At 70.6% G+C, this 20,968-nt stretch carries 14 protein-coding genes, 2 rRNA genes and 1 pseudogene; 16 read left to right on the forward strand and 1 reads right to left on the reverse strand.

Annotation, left to right across the window (positions count from 1 at the left end; translation table 11 throughout):
• From CED_RS11770 to ligA, 8 genes are all read left to right on the forward strand, one after another.
• Positions 1-287: ribosomal RNA gene (locus CED_RS11770) — 23S ribosomal RNA — on the forward strand; the annotation flags it as partial.
• 70 nt (positions 288-357) lie between these two features.
• Positions 358-474, forward strand: a 5S ribosomal RNA gene (gene rrf, locus CED_RS11775).
• A gap of 193 nt (positions 475-667) precedes the next feature.
• The gene (icmF, locus tag CED_RS11780; RefSeq protein WP_035910513.1) at positions 668-3,985 is read left to right on the forward strand and encodes a fused isobutyryl-CoA mutase/GTPase IcmF; all 3,318 of its coding nucleotides are present in this window, start codon (positions 668-670) and stop codon (positions 3,983-3,985) included.
• Between the two features lie 202 nt (positions 3,986-4,187).
• Positions 4,188-4,694, forward strand: coding sequence for a MarR family winged helix-turn-helix transcriptional regulator (locus CED_RS11785; RefSeq protein ID WP_035910515.1), 507 nt, complete (start codon positions 4,188-4,190; stop codon positions 4,692-4,694).
• Positions 4,695-4,735: 41 nt separating this feature from the next.
• Positions 4,736-5,986, forward strand: a complete 1,251-nt coding sequence (locus CED_RS11790) for a cysteine desulfurase family protein (RefSeq protein WP_035910518.1) — start codon at positions 4,736-4,738, stop codon at positions 5,984-5,986.
• Positions 5,987-6,065: 79 nt separating this feature from the next.
• Positions 6,066-7,124, forward strand: coding sequence for a tRNA 2-thiouridine(34) synthase MnmA (gene mnmA / locus CED_RS11795; RefSeq protein ID WP_011438025.1), 1,059 nt, complete (start codon positions 6,066-6,068; stop codon positions 7,122-7,124).
• Positions 7,125-7,214: 90 nt separating this feature from the next.
• Complete coding sequence (locus CED_RS11800) at positions 7,215-8,381, forward strand: methionine synthase (RefSeq protein WP_035910521.1); 1,167 nt, start codon at positions 7,215-7,217, stop codon at positions 8,379-8,381.
• Entirely contained in the window at positions 8,378-10,498 is a 2,121-nt protein-coding gene (gene ligA / locus CED_RS11805) for an NAD-dependent DNA ligase LigA (RefSeq protein ID WP_035910523.1), read from the forward strand. Before CED_RS11800 ends, ligA begins: the two co-directional genes overlap by 4 nt.
• A 20-nt stretch (positions 10,499-10,518) precedes the next feature.
• Here ligA and CED_RS11810 read toward each other — a convergent pair whose 3' ends face one another.
• Complete coding sequence (locus tag CED_RS11810) at positions 10,519-11,229, reverse strand: ACT domain-containing protein (RefSeq protein ID WP_011438022.1); 711 nt, start codon at positions 11,227-11,229, stop codon at positions 10,519-10,521.
• A 353-nt stretch (positions 11,230-11,582) separates the two neighbouring features.
• Between CED_RS11810 and gatC the strand changes: the two genes are divergently transcribed.
• The 8 genes and pseudogenes from gatC (at position 11,583) to ilvC (ending at position 20,955) form a co-directional block, all read left to right on the forward strand.
• Positions 11,583-11,879, forward strand: a complete 297-nt coding sequence (gatC, locus tag CED_RS11815) for an Asp-tRNA(Asn)/Glu-tRNA(Gln) amidotransferase subunit GatC (protein ID WP_011438021.1) — start codon at positions 11,583-11,585, stop codon at positions 11,877-11,879.
• Positions 11,880-11,892: 13 nt separating this feature from the next.
• Positions 11,893-13,419 carry an Asp-tRNA(Asn)/Glu-tRNA(Gln) amidotransferase subunit GatA gene (gene gatA / locus CED_RS11820; protein ID WP_011438020.1) on the forward strand — a complete coding sequence of 509 codons (1,527 nt, stop codon included), beginning with the start codon at positions 11,893-11,895 and terminating at the stop codon, positions 13,417-13,419.
• A 94-nt stretch (positions 13,420-13,513) separates the two neighbouring features.
• Positions 13,514-13,708: a hypothetical protein gene (locus CED_RS11825; RefSeq protein WP_011438019.1), complete on the forward strand. Its 195-nt coding sequence runs from the start codon at positions 13,514-13,516 to the stop codon at positions 13,706-13,708.
• A gap of 12 nt (positions 13,709-13,720) precedes the next feature.
• Complete coding sequence (gene gatB, locus CED_RS11830; RefSeq protein WP_035910527.1) at positions 13,721-15,238, forward strand: Asp-tRNA(Asn)/Glu-tRNA(Gln) amidotransferase subunit GatB; 1,518 nt, start codon at positions 13,721-13,723, stop codon at positions 15,236-15,238.
• Positions 15,239-15,544: 306 nt separating this feature from the next.
• A complete protein-coding gene (locus CED_RS11835; protein WP_035910529.1) occupies positions 15,545-17,236 on the forward strand; it encodes a penicillin-binding transpeptidase domain-containing protein in 1,692 nt (563 codons plus the stop codon).
• Positions 17,237-17,561: 325 nt separating this feature from the next.
• Positions 17,562-19,388 carry an acetolactate synthase large subunit gene (locus CED_RS11840; protein ID WP_011438016.1) on the forward strand — a complete coding sequence of 609 codons (1,827 nt, stop codon included), beginning with the start codon at positions 17,562-17,564 and terminating at the stop codon, positions 19,386-19,388.
• Complete coding sequence (gene ilvN / locus CED_RS11845; RefSeq protein ID WP_035910532.1) at positions 19,388-19,912, forward strand: acetolactate synthase small subunit; 525 nt, start codon at positions 19,388-19,390, stop codon at positions 19,910-19,912. The genes CED_RS11840 and ilvN overlap by 1 nt, the downstream gene beginning before the upstream one ends.
• 53 nt (positions 19,913-19,965) lie before the next feature.
• Positions 19,966-20,955: pseudogene (ilvC, locus tag CED_RS11850) on the forward strand (ketol-acid reductoisomerase).
• The last annotated feature ends 13 nt before the right edge of the window (positions 20,956-20,968 follow it).

A 20,968-nucleotide genomic window follows, 5' to 3' on the forward strand; every position in this document is an offset into this window, starting at 1 on the left:
ATCCGCCGCGCGCGCAGGAGACTTGAGAAGGGCTGTCCCTAGTACGAGAGGACCGGGACGGACGAACCTCTGGTGTGCCAGTTGTTCTGCCAAGGGCATGGCTGGTTGGCTACGTTCGGAAGGGATAACCGCTGAAAGCATCTAAGCGGGAAGCCTGCTTCGAGATGAGGTCTCCCACAGGGTAGCCTGGTAAGGCCCCCGACTAGATGATCGGGTTGATAGGCCGGAGGTGGAAGTGCGGTGACGCATGGAGCTGACCGGTACTAATAGGCNGAGGGCTTGTCTTCGAAGGTGCTACGCGTCCACTGTGCGGTTCTCGGGTGTACGGCCGGTTCGGCTGGTATATCTGGATAGTGTTTCGGTGGTTTTGGCGAAGGGGAAACGCCCGGTCTCATTCCGAACCCGGAAGCTAAGCTCTTCAGCGCCGATGGTACTGCATGGGGGACTGTGTGGGAGAGTAGGACGCCGCCGGACGTATACGAGTGTGGGGCTGTCTCCCTAGGGAGACAGCCCCACACTCGTATACGCGTATTTTCCGACTACTGGCTGGCAGCACCCGCTTCAGCACCTTGGCCGTGGTGGCATCTATTACATGGATGTCCTACTATCGGGAAGCCAAGTGTTCTAGGTATCTCCGCCCGCCACATCGTCCCCGGGAGCCGCTTCGATGTCCTCCGACGCGATGTCCTCCGACAACCGGCACGAGCCGGCCGCCACGCTGCACACACCAGCTCATCCGGTCCGGATCGTGACGGCGGCCTCACTCTTCGATGGGCATGACGCGGCGATCAACATCATGCGTCGCCTGTTGCAGGCGCAGGGCGCCGAAGTGATCCATCTCGGGCATGACCGCAGCGTCGAGGAGGTCGTCACCGCCGCGATCCAGGAGGACGCCCAGGGGATCGCCCTGTCGTCCTATCAGGGCGGGCATGTCGAGTACTTCAGCTACCTCATCGAGCGCCTCCGTGCGCGCGGAGCCGGCAACGTCCGGGTCTACGGCGGCGGCGGCGGGGTGATCCTGCCGGCGGAGATCGACCTGCTGCACGCGCGCGGGGTCGCGCGCATCTTCTCCCCGCAGGACGGGCAGCGGCTCGGTCTCGCAAAGATGATCAATATGATCATCGAGGCCTGTGACGTCGATCTGACGGAGGACGGGCCGAAGCTCGATGCGGTGGCGGCTGGTGAGCACGGCGCGCTCGCCCGGGCGATCACCGTGCTCGAGGCGGGCCGGGACCCGCGGCTCGCGGCGGCGCTGCAGGACGAGGCCGCCCGCCACCCGCGGGTTCCGGTCCTCGGTATCACCGGCACGGGTGGTTCGGGAAAGTCCTCGCTCACCGACGAGCTGATCCGGCGCTTCCGCCTCGACCAGGGCGACAGCCTGCGGATCGCGGTGCTCGCCATCGACCCCAGCCGTCGGCGGGGCGGCGGTGCACTGCTCGGTGACCGCATCCGGATGAACTCCCTGGGTGATGGCACGGCAGGGAACGTGTTCTTCCGGTCCCTGGCGACGCGCACGGGGGGCAGTGAGGTTCCGGCTCCCCTGGCGGATGTGATCAAAGCCTGCCAGGCGGCCGGTTTCGATCTGGTGATCGTCGAGACGCCGGGCATCGGGCAGGGTGACGCGGCGATCGTTCCGTTCTGCGATGTTTCGCTGTACGTGATGACACCCGAGTACGGTGCGGCCTCACAGCTTGAGAAGATCGACATGCTGGACTTCGCCGACGTGGTGGCGGTGAACAAGTTCGAGCGGCGCGGCGCCGAGGATGCCCGGCGTGACGTCGCCCGGCAACTGGTGCGCAACCGGCAGGCGTTCGACCAGTCCTGGGAGGATATGCCCGTCTTCGGCACCTCGGCCGCCCGGTTCCACGACGACGGGGTGACCGCCCTGTATCAGCACCTCGTCGGGCTGCTACGCAAACACGATCTGCACACCGTGTCCGGCTCGTTGCACCTGGTGCGCGGGCGGACCTCTACCGGTCTGACCACGGTCATTCCGTCCGCCCGGATACGCTATCTGGCCGAGATCACCGAGACGGTGCGGGGCTATCACGCCGAGACCGAGCGTCAGGCGCTGCTGGCCCGCCGTCGTGAGCATCTGACGACGGCCCTTGCGGCACTGGCCGGCGCCAACCCCAGCGCGGGCCCGGCGCCGGCGGAACCCACCACCCTCGCCGTGCTGCGCGACGAGGCCGAAGCCGCCCTGGCCCCCTGGACGAGGGAGCTCCTGGCGCAATGGCCGGCGATCGTCGAGGAACGTCAGGGCGAGAAGATGACCTATCTCGTCCGGGGAACCGAGATCCACACCCCGCTGGTGCGCACCACACTCAGCGGGACTCTGATCCGGCGGGTGGCGGTACCCGCCATCGACGACGACGCTCGCCTGATCCGCTTCCTGCGGCGTGAGAACCTGCCAGGGTACTTCCCCTTCACCGCCGGCGTCTTTCCGTTCAAACGCGCCGGGGAGGCCCCGGCGCGAATGTTCGCCGGTGAAGGTGACCCCTTCCGGACCAACCGCCGGTTCCACTTCCTCTCCGCCGGCTCGCCTGCGACCCGGCTGTCCACCGCCTTCGACTCGGTGACCCTCTACGGCCGCGATCCCGCGTCTCAGCCTGACATCTATGGCAAGATCGGCACGTCGGGCGNGTCGATAGCGACGTTGGACGACATGAAGGTCCTGTTCGCCGGGTTCGATCTGTGTGATCCGTCGACCAGCGTCTCGATGACCATCAACGGCCCGGCGCCGACGATCCTGGCGATGTTCCTGAACGCCGCGATCGACCAGCGCTTGGACGCTTTCCGCGCCGAGCACGGCCGGGAGCCGAGCACGGACGAGGCCGCCGAGGTCCGGGCCCGCACGCTGGCCACGGTCCGTGGCACCGTGCAGGCGGACATCCTCAAGGAGGACCAGGGGCAGAACACCTGCATCTTCTCCACCGAGTTCGCGTTGCGGGCGATGGCGGACGTGCAGGAGTGGTTCATCGAACACGCGGTCCGGAACTTCTACTCGGTATCGATCTCCGGCTATCACATCGCCGAGGCCGGCGCCAATCCCATCAGTCAGCTCGCGTTCACCCTGGCCAACGGCTTCACCTACGTCGAGGCCTATCTGGCCAGAGGGATGCGCATCGACGATTTCGCCCCGAACCTGTCGTTCTTCTTCTCCAACGGGATGGATGCGGAGTACACCGTCATCGGGCGGGTGGCCCGCCGGATCTGGGCGGTGGCCATGCGGGAGCGCTACGGTGCCGCCCCCCGGTCGCAGATGCTGAAGTATCACGTACAGACCTCGGGTCGGTCGCTGCACGCACAGGAGATGGCCTACAACGACATCCGGACCACGTTGCAGGCGCTGTGCGCGATCTACGACAACTGCAACAGCCTGCACACCAATGCGTACGACGAGGCTGTGACGACTCCTACGGAGAACTCCGTCCGCCGCGCGTTGGCCATTCAGATGATCATAGATCAGGAATGGGGACTCGCCGCCAACGAGAATCCCCTGCAGGGATCGTTCATCGTCGATGAACTGACCGACCTGGTCGAGGAGGCGGTGCTCGCCGAGTTCGAGCGGATCAGCGACCGCGGCGGTGTACTCGGCGCGATGGAGACCGGCTATCAGCGGGGACGCATCCAGGACGAGTCGATGCTGTACGAGCGGCGCAAGCACGACGGCACCCTGCCGATCATCGGGGTGAACACGTTCCTGCGGCCGGAGTCGGCCGGCACCGATCCCGACGCCGAGGGAGGCCCGATGGAGCTCGCGCGGGCCACGGAGGAGGAGAAGCAATCTCAGCTCACTCGGCTGGAGGAGTTCCACCGCCGGCACGGCGCCGAGGCGGGCGCCGCCCTGGAACATCTGCGGGAGGTCGCCAGGAGCGGGGGGAACACGTTCGCGGCGCTGATGGAGGCGGTCCGCGTCTGCTCCCTCGGGCAGATCTCCCAGGCATTCTTCGACGNGGGNGGGCAGTATCGACGTAACGTNTGATTATNCCCNGGGNGGCGCCCGCCGTTACGTCGATCGGCGTTACGCTGGTCGGTACGCTGGGCGCCGCGGCAATCTCCGGGTACGCATGAATCTTTGCCAGCGCGTCCGTCCTGGGGTGCAATGGACGCTGCCCGCCGCGACGGTCCCCGGCTGCCAGGTTGGGCGGGAACCGTCCCATGAAGTGCAGGAGCGTCGACAAGTCGTGGCCACCCCGAAACCGTTGCCAACCGACCCCATAGCGGAGGCCCATCGGCACTGGACCGCCCACGGCTGGGGGGCGGCAGCGGACGGCATGGCAGCGGTCACCTCCCTGATGCGGGCGCAGCAGATCGTCCTCGCCCGGGTTGACGAGGTCCTGCGCCCCCTCGATCTGACCTTCGCGCGCTATGAGCTGCTGATGCTGTTGATGTTCAGTCGGTCCGGAGCGCTGCCCCTCAACAAGATCGGAAGTCGGCTGCAGGTCNATCCGACCAGCGTCACCAGCGCGGTCGACCGGTTGGAGGCGAGGGGGCAGGTGCGGCGTACCCCGCATCCTACGGACCGGCGGGCGATTCTCGCGAAGATCACCGAGGAGGGNCGGGNCACTGCCATGGCCGCGACCGAGAAGCTCAACGACACCGTCTTCGCCGATCCCGGGCTGGGTGACGGCGGGGTGCGCAGACTCATCGACCTGCTGACCGATCTGCGCCGGGCCGCCGGCGACTTCTGATCGCGCGGTGTTCGGCCCGTCCGCGACTACCCTCTAGAGCTGTGACCTACCTCGACCACGGGGCGACGACGCCGATGCGACCGGAAGCGCTCGCCGCGTACACCGCGGTGCTCGCCGATNCCGGCAATGCCTCGTCGCTGCATGCCAGTGGCCGCCGTGCCCGCCGCATCGTCGAGGAGTCCCGCGAGACACTCGCCGGAGTGCTGGGCGCCCGTCCGTCCGACGTGGTGTTCACCGGAGGCGGTACCGAAAGTGACAACCTCGCCCTGAAGGGTCTGTACTGGTCACGCCGCCGGGCCGAACCGGGCCGGCGGCGGGTGCTGGTCAGCGCCGTCGAGCACCGGGCGGTCCTGGACACCGTCGACTGGCTCGGCCGGGCGCAGGATGCCGAGGTCGAGCTGCTCGCGGTCGATGCCGCGGGAACCGTGCGGCCGGACACCCTCGCCGCCGCCCTCGAACGGGATCCGGACTCGGTGGCCGTCGTGTCGGTGATGTGGGCGAACAACGAGGTCGGCACCGTTCAGCCGATCGCCGAGCTCGCGACGATCGCGCACCGTCACGGCGTGCCCTTCCACACCGATGCGGTGCAGGCGTTCGGCCAGATCCCGATCGCCGTCACCGACGAGGGCCCCGACGCCATCACGGTCAGCGCGCACAAGATCGGGGGGCCGATCGGTGTCGGTGCCCTGGTGGTGCGCCGGGGATTGGCGATGGAGCCGCTGACCCACGGCGGCGGTCAGGAGCGCGACATCCGGTCCGGAACGTTGAACACGGCCGGGGTGGCGGCGTTCGCGGCGGCCGCGGCGAGGGCATGCGCCGAGGCGCCGCAGGAGAGCGTCCGGCTGGCGGCCCTGCGTGACGACTTGGTGCGCCGGGTCCGGGCGGAGGTCCCGGAGGCGGTGCTCAACGGTGCCCCGCTGCTCGGGGACGGCGGCGGTGGGGACGGCGGCGGTGGGGACGGCGGCGGTCCGGGACCGCACCGGCTGCCGGGAAACGCCCATCTGACCTTCCCCGGCTGCGAGGGAGACTCGCTGCTGATGCTGCTCGATGCCCGGGGGATCGAGTGTTCCACCGGCTCGGCCTGCTCCGCTGGAGTGGCGAGGCCGTCGCACGTGTTGCTCGCGATGGGAGTGGATGAGGCACACGCCCGCGGATCGCTGCGGTTCTCCCTCGGGCACACCTCACGGGCCTGCGACATCGACGCGCTGGTCGCGGCGATCGGGCCGGTCGTCGAGCGGGCGAGCCGCGCGGGGGCGCTGGCCGGCACGAGCGGCAGCATGAGCGGCACCTGAGAGGCGATGCCCATGATGCCTTGCTCCCGTCCACGTGGTTCCCTGAGGTTCGGCGGAGATTCGGGGAGGTGATGGTCTGATGCGGGTGCTCGCCGCGATGTCCGGCGGGGTCGACTCCGCCGTCGCCGCCGCCCGGGCGGTTGACGCCGGTCACGACGTCACCGGGGTGCATCTGGCGTTGTCGCGCTCGCCGGAGTCGGACCGGACCGGAGCCCGCGGCTGCTGCACCATCGAGGACGCCCGGGACGCCCGGCGGGCCGCCGATATCCTCGGCATCCCGTTCTACGTCTGGGATCTCGCGGACCGGTTCGAGACCGACGTCATCGAGGAGTTCGTCGAGTCCTACGCGGCCGGTCGCACGCCCAACCCCTGCGTGCGCTGCAACGAGCGCATCAAGTTCGCGGCCGTACTCGACAAGGCCCTCGCGCTCGGCTTCGAGGCCGTCGTCACCGGGCACCACGCCCGGCTCGATCCGGACGGCACCCTGCGCCGCTCGGTGGATCCGGACAAGGACCAGTCCTACGTCCTGGGAACGCTGCGTCCCGAGCAGCTCGCCGCCGCGCGGTTCCCGCTCGGGGATTCCACCAAGGCCCAGGTGCGGGTAGAGGCGGCCGAGCGTCGCCTTGCCGTTGCGGACAAGCCGGACAGCCACGACATCTGTTTCATCTCGCACGGGGACACCGGTGGCTGGTTGCGCGAGCGGCTCGGCCCGCGGCCGGGTCCGGTCATCGATGCGACGACCGGGCAGACGCTCGGGCACCATGACGGCGCCTACGCCTTCACCGTGGGTCAGCGTCGCGGGCTGAAGCTCGGGCGGCCGGCCGCGGACGGCCGGCCGCGCTATGTGCTGGACATCTCCCCGGTGACGTCGACGGTCACCGTCGGACCGGCCGAGGCGCTCGACGTGCGCCGGCTCGTGGCGGACCGGGCCGTCTGGCCGCACGAGGGGGCCGTGTCATGCCTGGCCCAGGTGCGGGCGCACGGCGGGGTGGTACCGGCGGTGGCGCAGGCGCGCGACGAGGAGCTCGTCGTGACGCTGACGACGCCGGTCCGCGGCACGGCCGCAGGCCAGGCAGTGGTGCTGTACGACGGTGACCGGGTGCTTGGCGGAGGGCACATCCGCACCACCGGTGGTTAGCTGGGCGCCCGGTCGGCGGGCCGTTGACGGAGCGGGCGTGGAGCGGGCGTGGCCGGGGATCTCCCGCGGACTCCCGGAGGATGTCAAGACATGAGTACTGACGCTGCACGGATGTGGCCGCCCGGCGCGGCCACCGGGGTGGGCTCGCTGCCGGGAACGGATGCGGCCCAGGCCGTCAAGCTGGTCTTCGACGAGCTGCCGGACCTGCCGCATCTGCCAGAACTGCCGGCCAGGGGAGCCGGGGGTGCGATGGTCGGGCGGGCGGCGGCGATCCTCGTCGACATGCCGGTGGACCTTCAGCCGGCTGGCTGGCGGCTGGTTCCCCGACCCGGCCTGGACCTGCGCCGGTCACGGGATCTGCTCGAACGCGACCTGGACGCGCTGACGGAGGTCGCCGCCGACTACGCGGGATCCTTCAAGATTGCCGTGACCGGCCCGTGGACGCTGGCTGCCGAGCTGGAGCTTCCCCGCGGGCACAAGGCGTTGTCGGATACCGGCGCCACCCGTGACATCGCCGACGCACTGACCGCGGGGCTCGTCGAACAGGTCGAACAGATCGCCCAGCGGGTCCCGGGGGCGCGGATCCTGGTCCAGCTCGACGAGCCGTCGCTGCCGGCGGTGCTCGCGGGCCGGATCCGCACTCCGAGTGGGTTCTCGGTGCTGCCCGCCGTCGAGGAGGGCTTGGTTGTGGAGCGGCTGCGGATCCTGCTCGGTGGCCTGCGGGCGCTGCCGGCGACCGTCGGAGTCGGGGTGCACTGCTGCGCTCCCGCGGTGCCGCTGGCGGCGTTGCGCGCGGCGGGTGTGGACTTCGTCGGTCTCGACGTCACCGCGCTTACCCGGGCCGAGGACGACGCCGTCGGCGAGATCGTGGAGGCCGGAGTGCGGCTGATGGCGGGCCTCGTCCCCACCAGGCCGATTTCACCGGCCGCGCCGATTTCACCGACAGGACCGACAGGACCGACAGGACCGACTGGACCGACCGCACCTGCTGGTGCAGCCGGACGGGCTGGTGCAGCCGGACGGGCTGGTGCAGCCGGACGGGCTGTCTTGGCCGCACCGAAGTTGTCGGATGTCCGCCGCACGGTCGAACCCGTCATCGCACTGTGGCGCCGGTTGGGATTCCGGCCCGAGCAGCTCGGAGAGGTGGTCGCCGTGACGCCGACATGTGGCCTGGCGGGCCTGGGAACGGACGATGCCAGGACGGTGATGCGCCACTGCCGGAAGGCGGGGCGGGTCCTGGTCGACGCACCGTCGTGAGCGCGACGGCCGGTACGGCCGACGAATCCGGCGTGGCTTCGGCGGCGGCTTCGGCGGNCGAGCGGGCCCGCGCCGCCAGCCTCGCCCGCGAGCTCGACGAGCACGCGTACCGCTACTACGTGCTCGATTCCCCGACGATCTCCGATGCCGAGTACGACCGGTTGATGGCGGAGCTCGCCGCGCTGGAGGAGCGGCATCCCGACCTGCGCACACCGGACTCGCCGACGCAGAAGGTGGCCGGCTCCTACTCGACCCTGTTCACCCCGGTCGAGCATCTCGAACGGATGCTGTCCCTGGAAAACGTCTTCGACGACGACGAGTTCCACCAGTGGGCGGCGCGCGTGGCCCGGGAAAGCGAGGTCGACGCCTGGCTCTGCGAGCTGAAGATCGACGGGCTTGCCGTGGACCTCGTCTACGAGGATGGTTACCTGGTGCGTGCCGCGACGCGCGGCGACGGCCGGACGGGGGAGGACATCACCCCCAACATCCGCACCCTGGCGAGCGTGCCGGTACGGCTGCGCGGGCCGCGGGTGCCCGGGCTGCTGGAGGTGCGGGGCGAGGTCTTCTTCCCGACCGCGAAGTTCGCCGAGCTCAACGCCGGGCTGGTGGCCGTGGGGGGCAAACCGTTCGCGAACCCGCGTAACGCCGCGGCCGGATCCCTGCGGCAGAAGGATCCCCGGGTCACCGCCACCCGGCCGCTGGAGATGATTGTCCATGGCCTGGGCGCGCAGCGCGGCTTCGAGGTCACGTCCCAGTCGGCGGCCTATGCCCGCTTCGCGGAGCTCGGGCTGCCCGTCGCCACCCACTTCGAGGTCCTGGCGACGGTGCCCGGCGTGCTCGACTACGTGCACCGGTGGGGCGACGCGCGCCACGACGTGGTGCACGAGATCGACGGAGTGGTCGTCAAGGTCGACTCGTTCGCCCTGCAACGCCGGTTGGGCTCCACCTCGAAGTCCCCCCGCTGGGCGGTGGCCTACAAGTATCCGCCGGAGGAGGTCACGACCAAGCTGCGCGATATCCGGGTGAACGTGGGCCGCACCGGCCGGGTGACCCCCTTCGGGGAGCTGGAGCCGGTCCTGGTCGCCGGGTCCACGGTGGGCCTCGCGACCCTGCACAACATCGACGAGGTCGGTCGCAAGGGGGTGCTCATCGGGGACACGGTCGTCCTGCGCAAGGCCGGGGACGTCATCCCGGAGATCGTCGGCCCGGTCGTCGACCTGCGAGAGGGTTCCGAGCGGGCCTTCGTGATGCCCACGCGCTGCCCGGAGTGCGGCACCGAGTTGGTGCGGCCCGAGGGCGAGGTCGACATCCGTTGCCCGAACACCGTCTCCTGTCCCGCGCAGTTGCGGGAGTCGATCTTCCATTTCGCATCCCGGGGGGCGATGGACATCGACGGGCTCGGGTACGAGACGGCGACCGCCCTGCTCGAGGCGGGCCGGGTGCGTGACATCGGCGACATCTTCCACCTGACGCCCGAGTCCTTCGAGGGGCTGCGCGGGTTCGCGCAGAAGAAAATCGACCAGATTCTGCGGGGGGTCGAGGCCGCGCGGCACCGGCCGCTTTGGCGGCTGCTGGTCGGCCTGTCGATCCGCCACGTCGGGCCCACGGCGGCGCGGGCGCTGGCCCGGGAACTGCGGTCGCTGGAAGCGATCGCCGCCACGTCGGCCGAGGACCTCGCCGCGGTCGAAGGGGTCGGTCCGAAGATCGCCGGCGCGGTGCTCGACTGGTTCGCCGATGAACGGCACCGCGACATCCTCGCCAGGATCGCCGCCGGCGGGGCACGGCTCGCCGACGTCGGCGCGGAGGAGGGCCCACGTCCCCTCGACGGCGTCACCGTCGTCATCACCGGCACGCTCACCGACTGGAGCCGCGACTCGGCCAAGGAGGCGGTCGAGGCGCGCGGCGGCAAGGTCACCGGCTCGGTGAGCAGGAAGACCACCGCCGTCGTCGTCGGCGCGGATCCGGGGGCCTCGAAGTACGACAAGGCGCGCAGTCTCAGGATCCCCATGCTGGACGAGGCCGGATTCGCCGTTCTGCTGGCGCAGGGGGTCGACGCGGCCAGCAAGCTCGCCGTTCCCGCCGACGGTCCCGAGAAGGCCGAGACCCCGGTGGAATAACCCGGGGGAGGATCCCCCGCTCAGAAACGGTCCGTCCTGGTCAGGCTCGCGGCGATGCCCGCCAGATGGGCCAGTCGGTCGATCTCGGAGGAGCGGAACCGGGGGCCGCCGGGCCGCCCGACCAGGATCACCAACCGGTCGCCGCCGACCGGGGCCGCGGCGAGTTCCATGCTGACCGCCCGCCAGCGAGGCGGGAAGGCGCCATCCTCGGCCCCGATCCGCCGCGCCCGTTCCAGCGGCAGCCAGGGCAGGGGTAACCGGACCCGTTCGGGGACACCGAGATCGTCCCCGCCGAGGGCCGGAGCGCCCACCGAGGTCTCCCGGACCCGGACGTCGTCCGGCCCGACGTGCTCCAGCAGCATCGCCCAGTCGGCGTGGAAGACGCCGGGCGCGAGGTCCGTCAGGGTCGCCACGGCGTCGTGCGGCCGATCGGTCATGGCGTCCACCAGGTCGAGGTCGTTGCCGATACCGCCCCCGTCGGCGAGAAACGGCCGAAGCGACTCGACGATCACGCCTGGAACCGAATGAGCGGCGGTGAGGACGCGATCGGCGAGGCCGCCCGGTGGCAGAAGCACGAGCAGATCGTCCACGGCTCCGTCGGCGGTGCGCTCGATGACGGTGATGCTGACGATGTCGATGCTCGCCCTGCCCAGGGCCGTGGCCACCGCGCCGAGCGCTCCCGGGCGGTCCGGCAGCACGAGGCGAAGCAGATACGACATGTAGCTGAGCATGCGCAAAGAGCATGTCGGCGGGATGGCCGGCCGGTCACGCGAAGATAACGTCCCCGCCCGGCCGGCGGCTCCCCCAGGACCACAGCACAGGAACCTCGCCGCAGGTGAGGTGACGGAAACCCCGAAGGGCAGCCTGGGCCAGGAGAGCAGCGGGGGGCGGCGTCCGCGGGGGTCCCGCCGCGGCCCGTACGATGACATCACGTCGACGCGGCGATGCGTCCGGTCCGGGACCGTCCGCCCGGGGCGCCCCAGGGGTGCATCCGGCCTCTCCCGGTTCCGGTTCCCGCATCCGTCGCGGCGCCCAGGACCAGTCACGGGCCCCGCGCCCACCGCCCACGAAGGGGCCACACGCCATGGCGATCACTCGGGACGAGGTGGCTCACCTCGCCCGCTTGGCGCGGATGTCGGTGACCGACGACGAGCTCGACGCGCTGGCACCGCAGCTCGAGGCGATCCTGTCCGCGGTCGCCCGGGTCTCCGAGATCGCCGCCGGGGACATCCCGCCGACCAGCCACGCCGTGCCGTTGACCAACGTCTTCCGGCCGGACACCATCTGCCCGTCGCTGCCCGTCACCGAGGCCCTGGCCGGTGCCCCCGCCACCGAGGACGGGCGGTTCCGGGTGCCCCGCATCCTCGATCCGGACGAATGAGGTCGCCGCCCGCATGACGGAGAACATGACGGAGAACCCGACACCTCCCGGCACGACTGACGTCGTGCGCCTGTCCGCCGCCGCGACGGCGGCCGCGATCGCCGTCGGCAGGCTGAGTGCCGTCGAGGCGACCCGGGCGGCGTTGGACCGCATCGCCAAGGTTGACGAGACCGTCCACGCCTTCCTGCACGTGGACGCCGACGGCGCGCTCGCCGCGGCCCGGTCGGTCGACGACCGGCGCGCGGCCGGGGAGCGCCTCGGGCCGCTCGCCGGGGTGCCGTTGGCGCTCAAGGACGTCTTCACCACCCGAGGGATGCCCACCACCTGCGGCAGCCGCATCCTCGAGGGCTGGCACCCCCCGTACGACGCCACGGTGGTGAGCCGGCTGCGGGCCGCGGACGTCGTCCTGCTGGGTAAGGCCAACATGGACGAGTTCGCCATGGGCTCGTCGACCGAGAACTCGGCGTTCGGGCCGACCCGCAACCCCTGGGACGTCACCCGCATCCCCGGCGGCAGCAGCGGCGGCAGCGCCGCGGCCGTCGCCGCCTTCGAGGCGCCGCTTGCCCTCGGCACCGACACGGGCGGTTCCATCCGTCAGCCGGCCGCCCTCTGCGGTCTGGTCGGGGTCAAGCCCACCTACGGCGGGGTCAGCCGCTACGGGCTGGTCGCCTTCTCCAGCTCGCTGGACCAGGCCGGCCCGCTGGCCCGCACGGTGACCGACGCGGCGTTGCTGCACGCCGCGATCGCCGGCCACGATCCCCTGGACTCCACGAGCGTCGACGCGCCGGTTCCCGCGGTCGTGGCGGCGGCACGGCAGCGCGACATCCGCGGTATGCGGGTCGGTGTGGTCCGCGAGTTCGCCGGCGACGGATACGACCCGGGGGTCGAGGCCGCCTTCGCCGCCGCGGTCGAGGCGCTGACGGGCCTGGGCGCCCAGGTCGTCGAGGTGAGCTGCCCGCACTTCAGCTACGCGCTGCCCGCCTATTACCTGATCGCGCCCAGCGAGTGCTCGTCGAACCTGGCTCGCTTCGACGCGATGCGCTTCGGGCTGCGGATCGGCGACGACGGTCGGGCCGGGGCCGAGGAGGTCATGAGCCGCACCCGCGAAGCCGGCTTCGGCCCGGAGGTGAAGCGGCGGATCATCCTGGGCACCTATGCCCTGTCCTCGGGGTACTACGACGCCTACTATGGCCAGGCGCAGAAGGTCCGTACGCTGATCAGCCGCGACTTCACCGCCGCGTTCGAGCAGGTCGACGTCCTGGTCTCGCCCACCACCCCGACACCGGCCTTCCCGCTGGGCGCGAAGGTCGACGATCCGGTGGCCATGTACCTGTCGGACCTGTGCACGATCCCGTCCAACCTCGCGGGCGGCCCGGCGATGAGCCTGCCGTCCGGGCTCGTGGACGGGCTGCCGGTGGGTATCCAGATCATGGCGCCGCCGTTCGCCGATGACCGGCTCTACCGGGTCGGCGGGGCGCTGGAGGAGGCGTTGGACGTCGGACGCGGCCATCCGCTGCTCGACGAGGTCCCGGCGCTGTGAGCGGGCGCCCGGCGCTCTCGCGGGTCATCCGTGTTCCGGGTGTGGCGGCCGCGGTGACGGGCCGCCGACCGCGAGGGNAGGGAAGGAAACGGCGATGGTGAGTCTGCGCAGCGGCCGGCAGGACCGGTTCCTGGTGGGCGTGGTGTGGCTGCTCACCGTGCTGGTGCTGGGTCTCGGCATCGCCACGCTCAACCCGGTCCTGCTCGTCTGGGGAGTGCTCGGCCTACCGGCCGCGGTGTTCCTCACCTACGTGCACGTCCGCGACACCCGCCCACCCAGCGACCCATGAGGAGTTCATCCGGTGAGCACAGTGGCTCCCGCCGGCGCGCTGCCGTCCTACTCCGACGTTCTGGCCCGCTACGAGCCGGTGATCGGATTGGAGACGCACGTCGAACTCGGCACCGCTTCCAAGATGTTCTGCGGCTGCGCGACGGCCTTCGGTGCCGAGCCCAACACGCAGGTCTGCCCGGTGTGCCTCGGGCTGCCGGGTTCCCTGCCGGTGGTGAACGAGGCGGCGGTGCGCTTCGCGGTCATGATCGGACTCGCGTTGCACTGTGAGATCGCGTCGTGGTGCCGGTTCGCGCGCAAGAACTACTTCTATCCCGACATGCCGAAGAACTTCCAGATCAGCCAGTACGACGAGCCGCTGTGCACGAACGGCTGGCTCGACGTGGAGGTCGAGGGCGAGGTGCACCGGGTGGGCATCACCCGGGTGCACATGGAGGAGGACACCGGCAAGTCGCTGCACGTCGGCGGCGCCACCGGCCGCATCCACGGCGCCACCCACTCGCTGGTCGACTACAACCGGGCCGGCATCCCGCTCGTGGAGATCGTGACTGAACCGGACGTGCGTTCCCCCGAGGTGGCCCGGGCCTACGTGGACGAGTTGCGGGAGCTGATCCGGGCGCTCGGGGTCTCCGACGTCCGGATGGAGCAGGGATCGCTGCGCTGCGACGCCAACGTCTCGCTGCGCCCGCGGCCGGCGCCCGGCGACCCGGACGCTCCCTTCGGCACCCGCAGCGAGACGAAGAACCTCAACTCGCTGCGGTCGGTGGAACGCGCGGTGCGTTACGAGACCACCCGGCAGGCCGCGTTGCTCGACGACGGCCAGCGCATCANCCAGGAGNCCCGCCACTTCGACGAGGCGTCGGGCCGCACCTCGTCGGGTCGCTCCAAGGAGGAGGCCACCGACTACCGGTACTTCCCGGAGCCTGACCTCACCCCGTTGGCCCTGCCCGCGGAATACGTCGAGCGGCTGCGGGCCGGCCTGCCGGAGTTGCCCGCGGCGCGCCGGGCCCGGCTGATCGCCGAGCACGGCTACACCGCGCGGGACCTGCAGGACCTGCGCAATGCCGCGGTCCTCGACCTGGTCGAGGAGACCATCGCCGCCGGCGCGGCCCCGGCGACCGCCCGCAAGTGGTGGCTCAACGAGCTGGCCAGGCGCGCCTCGGACGCCGGTCTCCAGCCTCGCGATCTTAAGATCACCCCGACCGACGTCGCCCGGATCACCGCGCTGGTGGCCGCGGGCGAGCTCACCGACGCGCTGGCCCGCAAGGTCATCGACGGGGTGCTCGCCGGTGAGGGCACGCCCGACGAGGTGATCGCCGGCCGTGGGCTGGCGATCGTCGCGGACGACAGCGCGCTCACCGCGGCCGTCGACGCGGCGCTCCTCGGTGCCCCCGACATCGCCGAGAAGGTCCGCGGTGGCAAGGTGAACGCCGTCGGTCCGCTGGTGGGCGCGGTGATGAAGGCGATGAAGGGCNAGGCGGACGCGGCGGCCGTGCGGCGACTGCTGCTGGAGCGCCTCGGCGTCTCCTGACATCGCTTCCCGGCCTTCGGCTTCCCGGCCTTCGGTTTCCCGGCCGATCCCCGATTTGTCGTATTCAAGATGATTCGCAGATTTTAGCGCCATTCGTTCAAGAAACGTCCGACCGGTCGCCGCCGTCCCCCGCGCCGTGGGTTGCCTCTCCGTGATCCGAGCTCGGGAGGACCACGTTCTCCCGCCGTGTCGGACCCGCGTGTCGGGTTGCCGACGTCGTACGGCGCGTCGGATGCGAAGGGCCGGAGGCCTCCATAGGGTGGGTCTCCCATCGGGGTGTCACGATCGAGGGGAGAGCGTGCCGCCGTGCCCCTTACACCTTCCGGCTTCACCGCGTCAACCTCCCGCCGTCGGGGTCGGGGCCGCCGGACGGCGATCATCGTCGCGGTCGTCGTCGTCCTGCTGGCCGTCGCCGGCGGCGTCGGCTACGTCCTGAACAACCGCGCCGCCGACCGCGCCGCCGACCGGAAGGTCCAGGCTGCGGCCGACTCCTACCTGGCCGGCTGGCGGACGCTGACGACTTCCGGTGGGACGGCGACCCCCGGCTCCGCGGCTGTCGCCGCCGTCTCCACGCCCGGGAGCATCGACGTCGCGCGCCTGGTGGGCACGATGGCCGAGGTGCGTGACCGCCTGCTCGTCACAGCGGCTACGTTTACCCCGGGCGCGATCAGCCGCAGCGGCGAGACGGCGACCGTGCCGTACCTGGCCAGGCTCACGCTCTCTGGTCTGCCGACGCCGCTGGAGTACACCGGGGCGCTGCATCTCGTCTCGACCGGCGGCGGGTGGCGGGTGAAGGCTGATCCGGTCTCGGTGCATCCGGCCCTGCGCCCAGGGCTGCACCTGGACCGGACCGCCTCCACCGGTAAGCGGGGGGACCTGCTCGACGTGGCGGGCCAGCCCCTACGGGACTCCTCCGACCTGGCGGGCAACCTCGTCGGTCGGACGGCGCCGCTGTCCGGGTTGCAGCNGGNGTACGACGACCGGCTGCGGGCGCAGGGCGGCGCGGTCGTCGTGCGGGATGCGAAGAACGCGACCGTGCAGACGCTGCACACCTATCCGATGACCGACGGCGAGGCGATCCGTACCACGATCGACCTGCGGGTCCAGCAGGCCGCCGAGGCGGCCCTGGCCACCGCGGCCCGCCCGACCGGGGCGATGGTCGCGATCGACACTCGTACCGGCGCCATCCTGGCCCTGGCCAACCATCCGCCCAGCGGGTCGAGCCGGGCTGTCCGGGGCAAGTACCCACCGGGTTCCACCTTCAAGATCGTGACGGCCACCGCCGCGCTGATGAACGGCAAGGCGCCGGACATGCCCCTGGACTGCACCCAGACGGTCAGCGTCGGCGGTCGGACCTTCCAGAACGCCGAGTCCGAGCAGTTCGGCCCCATCCCGCTGCGGACCGCGTTCGCCAGGAGCTGCAACACCGCGTTCATCCGGCTGGAGGAGTCACTCCCGGACGGCGCGCTGGAGAAGGCCGCCCAGCTTTACGGCTTCGACGGCCGACCACCGCTGGATATCGCCAGCGTCGGGGGGACCTTCCCGACCCCGCGTGACGCGGTCGAGTCGGCGTCGGCGTCGATCGGCCAGGCCCGCATCGAGGTCTCCCCGCTGCAGATGGCGAGCGTCGCCGCGGCGGTCGCGAGCGGTACCTGGCACCAGCCGTTCGTCGTCGGCCAGTCGGCGCGCAGCAACCCCATCCCGCCCGTGGTGCTGCCCCCGCTGCGGGACTTCATGCGGGCGGTCGTCACCGAGGGCACCGCCGCGAAGGTCCCGATGCCCGGCGAGGTCTTCGGGAAGACCGGCACCGCCGAGTACAAGGACGGCAACCCGCCGCCGACCCATGCGTGGTTCGTCGGCTACCGGGGCGACGTGGCCTTCGCGGTGGTCGTCGAGGACGGCGGCTTCGGCNCGGAGACGGCCGCGCCGGTCGCGGCCAGGTTCCTCACCGCGTTGGACGGTGGCCAGATCGGTGCGCCCGGCTCCGGCGGGCAATGACCTGGCTGGACCCGGTGCCCGGCTGGACCCGGTGCCCGGCGATGCTTGACGTGGGGCTGGAACTCCGGCAGGGTAGAACCGTGCATCTCGGGATTCTCGTACGCTCAGAGCGTGCATAGTCGACGACGTCGACCTGTGCGCCGCCCCTCAGTGCCTCGGCACGAGGGGCTTTTTCGTGCAGTGAGCACTGCCTCGTGCCAAGCCTGCGTGGTCGTGCTCAGCTGGCAGAGCCGTGCCCGGNGGGCCNGGTCCCGCCGGTCCCGCAGTGCCAGCCGAGATTGCCACGTGCCACGTACATCCCCGGCCTGTCAAGGAAGACGACCAGATGACACGAGAGATCACCGGAGCCCAGTCGCTCGTCCACTCCCTTGAAGCGGTCGGAGCCGATGTGGTCTTCGGCATCCCCGGCGGCGCGATCCTGCCCGCATATGATCCACTGTTCGACTCCACCCGGGTGCGACATGTCCTTGTCCGGCACGAGCAGGGCGCGGGTCATGCGGCCGAGGGGTACGCGCAGGCCACCGGGCGGGTCGGGGTGTGCATGGCGACGTCGGGGCCGGGGGCGACCAACCTGGTGACTCCGATCGCCGACGCCTACATGGACTCGGTGCCGATCGTGGCCGTCACCGGGCAGGTCCCCAGTCCCTCGATCGGGACCGACGCCTTCCAGGAGGCGGACATCTGCGGCATCACCCTGCCGATCACCAAGCACAACTTCCTGGTCCAGTCCGCCGACGACATCCCGCGGATCATCGCGGAGGCGTTCCACCTGGCGGCGACGGGCCGGCCCGGACCGGTGCTCGTCGACCTGCCCAAGGACATCCTGCAGTCGGCCACCTCCGTGCTGCCGCACGATGTCTGGCCGCCGGCTCTCGACCTGCCCGGTTATCGTCCGGTCACCCGCCCGCACGGCAAGCAGGTGCGGGAGGCGGCGAAGATGATCAGTGCTGCCCGGCGTCCGGTGCTCTATATCGGTGGGGGAGTGCTCAGGGCCCGCGCTGCCGCGGAGCTGCGGACACTGGCGGAGCTCACCGGCATCCCGGTGGTCACCACCCTCATGGCCCGCGGCGCCTTCCCCGACTCCCATCCCCAGCACCTGGGCATGCCCGGCATGCACGGGTCGGTCGCCGCGGTGACCGCGTTGCAGAAGGCGGATCTGCTGATCACTCTCGGGGCCCGCTTCGATGACCGGGTGACCGGCAGGCTGTCCTCCTTCGCGCCCGGTGCCGCGGTCATTCACGCCGACATCGACCCGGCCGAGATCGGCAAGAACCGGACCGCGGACGTACCGATCGTCGGTGACTGCCGTGATGTGATCAACGAGCTCGTCGCCGCGCTCGTCCTGGAGGAGCGGCCGGACCTCGCCGCCTGGTGGCGGACGCTGGACGGCTGGCGCCGGACCTACCCGCTGGGCTACGACCAGCCGGCTGACGGCTCGCTGGCCCCGCAGTACGTCATCGAGCGGCTCGGGAAGATCGCGGGACCGGAGACCATCTTCGCCGCCGGCGTCGGGCAGCACCAGATGTGGGCCGCGCAGTTCATCTCCTACGAGAACCCCTACACCTGGCTGAACTCCGGCGGCGCCGGCACGATGGGCTACGCCGTGCCGGCCGCGATGGGCGCCAGGGTCGGCCGCCCCGACGCCACGGTGTGGGCCGTCGACGGTGACGGCTGCTTCCAGATGACCAACCAGGAGCTTGCGACCTGCGCGCTGGAGGGAATCCCGATCAAGGTTGCCGTCATCAACAACGGGTCGCTCGGCATGGTCCGCCAGTGGCAGACCCTCTTCTACGACAAGCGGTACTCCAACACGGAGCTCGGGACGCACCCGGACTCCCCGCGGACCGGCGGCGCAGGGGCGTCTGGGCGGGGCTCAGGGGCGTCCAGGAGGGTGCGGGTGCCCGACTTCGTCCGGCTGGCCGAGGCGTTGGGCTGCGTCGGGCTGCGCTGCGAGACGGCGGCGGATGTCGACGCGACGATCGAGAAGGCGATGGCGATCGACGACGCCCCNGTCGTGGTGGACTTCGTCGTGCATCCCGACGCCATGGTGTGGCCGATGGTCGCCGCCGGCGCCAGCAACGACGACATCCGCATCGCGCGCGACACCGCGCCGGACTTCGACTACTCCGGCGACGCCGAGGTGAACATCTGATGACCCGCCATACCCTGTCCGTGCTGGTGGAGAACAAGCCCGGGGTGCTGGCCCGGGTCTCGGGCCTGTTCTCCCGGCGCGGGTTCAACATCGAGTCACTCGCGGTCGGGCCGACCGAGCAGCTTGACATCTCCCGGATGACGATCGTCGTCGTCGTGGAGGACCTGCCGCTGGAACAGGTGACCAAGCAGCTCAACAAGCTGATCAATGTTTTGAAGATCGTCGAGATGGACACCTCCGCCTCGGTGCAACGTGAGCTGATGCTCGTGAAGGTGCGCGCCGACCTGTCGGTGCGATCCCAGGTCCTCGAGACGGTCGCCCTGTTCCGTGCCAAGGTGGTCGACGTCGCCCAGGACGCCGTCACCATCGAGGCGACGGGAACCCGCGACAAGCTGGACGCCCTCATCCGCATGCTGGAGCCGTTCGGAATCCGGGAACTGGTCCAGTCCGGCCTGGTGGCACTCGGCCGCGGATCGCGTTCGNTCACCGATCGCAGCCTGCGAGCAGTCGACCGTCCGGCCTGACCGGGACCGTCGCGCGTCTTTTTCCCATCCACTCAACGAGGAGATTCCCCACGATGGTCGAGATCTACTACGACGACGACGCCTCGCTGGACGTCCTGGCCGACCGTAAGGTCGCCGTCATCGGCTACGGCAGCCAGGGCCACGCGCACGCGCTGAACCTGCGCGACAGTGGCGTCGACGTGCGGGTCGGCCTGCCGGCGGACAGCCGCAGCCGGGCCAGGGCCGAGGAAGAGGGCCTGCGGGTCCTCACTCCGGCGGAGGCGTCCGCCGAGGCCGACATCATCATGCTGCTCACTCCGGACACCACCCATCGCACGATCTACGCGGAGTCCATCGCCCCGCACCTCACCGCGGGCAAGGCGCTGGCGTTCGGGCACGGTTTCAACATCCGCTACGGGCTCATCGAGCCGCCGGCCGGCGTCGACGTGTTCATGGTCGCTCCGAAGGGGCCGGGTCACCTGGTGCGGCGGGNGTTNGNGGNGGGNAAGGGNGNTNCCGTCCTCGTCGCGGNGGNGGNCGACGCGAGCGGCAACGCGCTGGCCGTCGCGCTGGCCTACGCCAAGGGCATCGGTGGCACCCGGGCCGGTGCGCTGAGGACCACCTTCACCGAGGAGACCGAGACCGACCTGTTCGGCGAGCAGGCCGTGCTCTGCGGCGGCGCCAGCGCGCTCGTGCAGGCCGGCTTCGAGACCCTCGTCGAGGCGGGCTACACCCCGGAGGTCGCCTACTTCGAGTGCCTGCACGAGCTCAAGCTCATCGTCGACCTGATGTACGAGGGCGGCATCTCCCAGATGCGGTACTCGATCTCGGACACCGCGGAGTACGGCGATGTCACGCGTGGCCCGCGCGTCATCNCCCCCGCCGTGAAGGCCGAGATGCGCAAGATCCTCGACGAGATCCGTGACGGCGCGTTCGCTCGCGAGTGGGTGGCCGAAGACGACAACGGTCGGCCGAATTTCACCAAGCTCGTGGCGGAGGGCAAGCAGCACCCGATCGAGCAGGTCGGCGCGAAGCTCCGGCCGATGATGTCTTGGATCGCCTGATTTCTGGATCGCC

Source organism: Frankia sp. CeD (assembly GCF_000732115.1).
GTDB classification, from domain to species: domain Bacteria; phylum Actinomycetota; class Actinomycetes; order Frankiales; family Frankiaceae; genus Frankia; species Frankia casuarinae.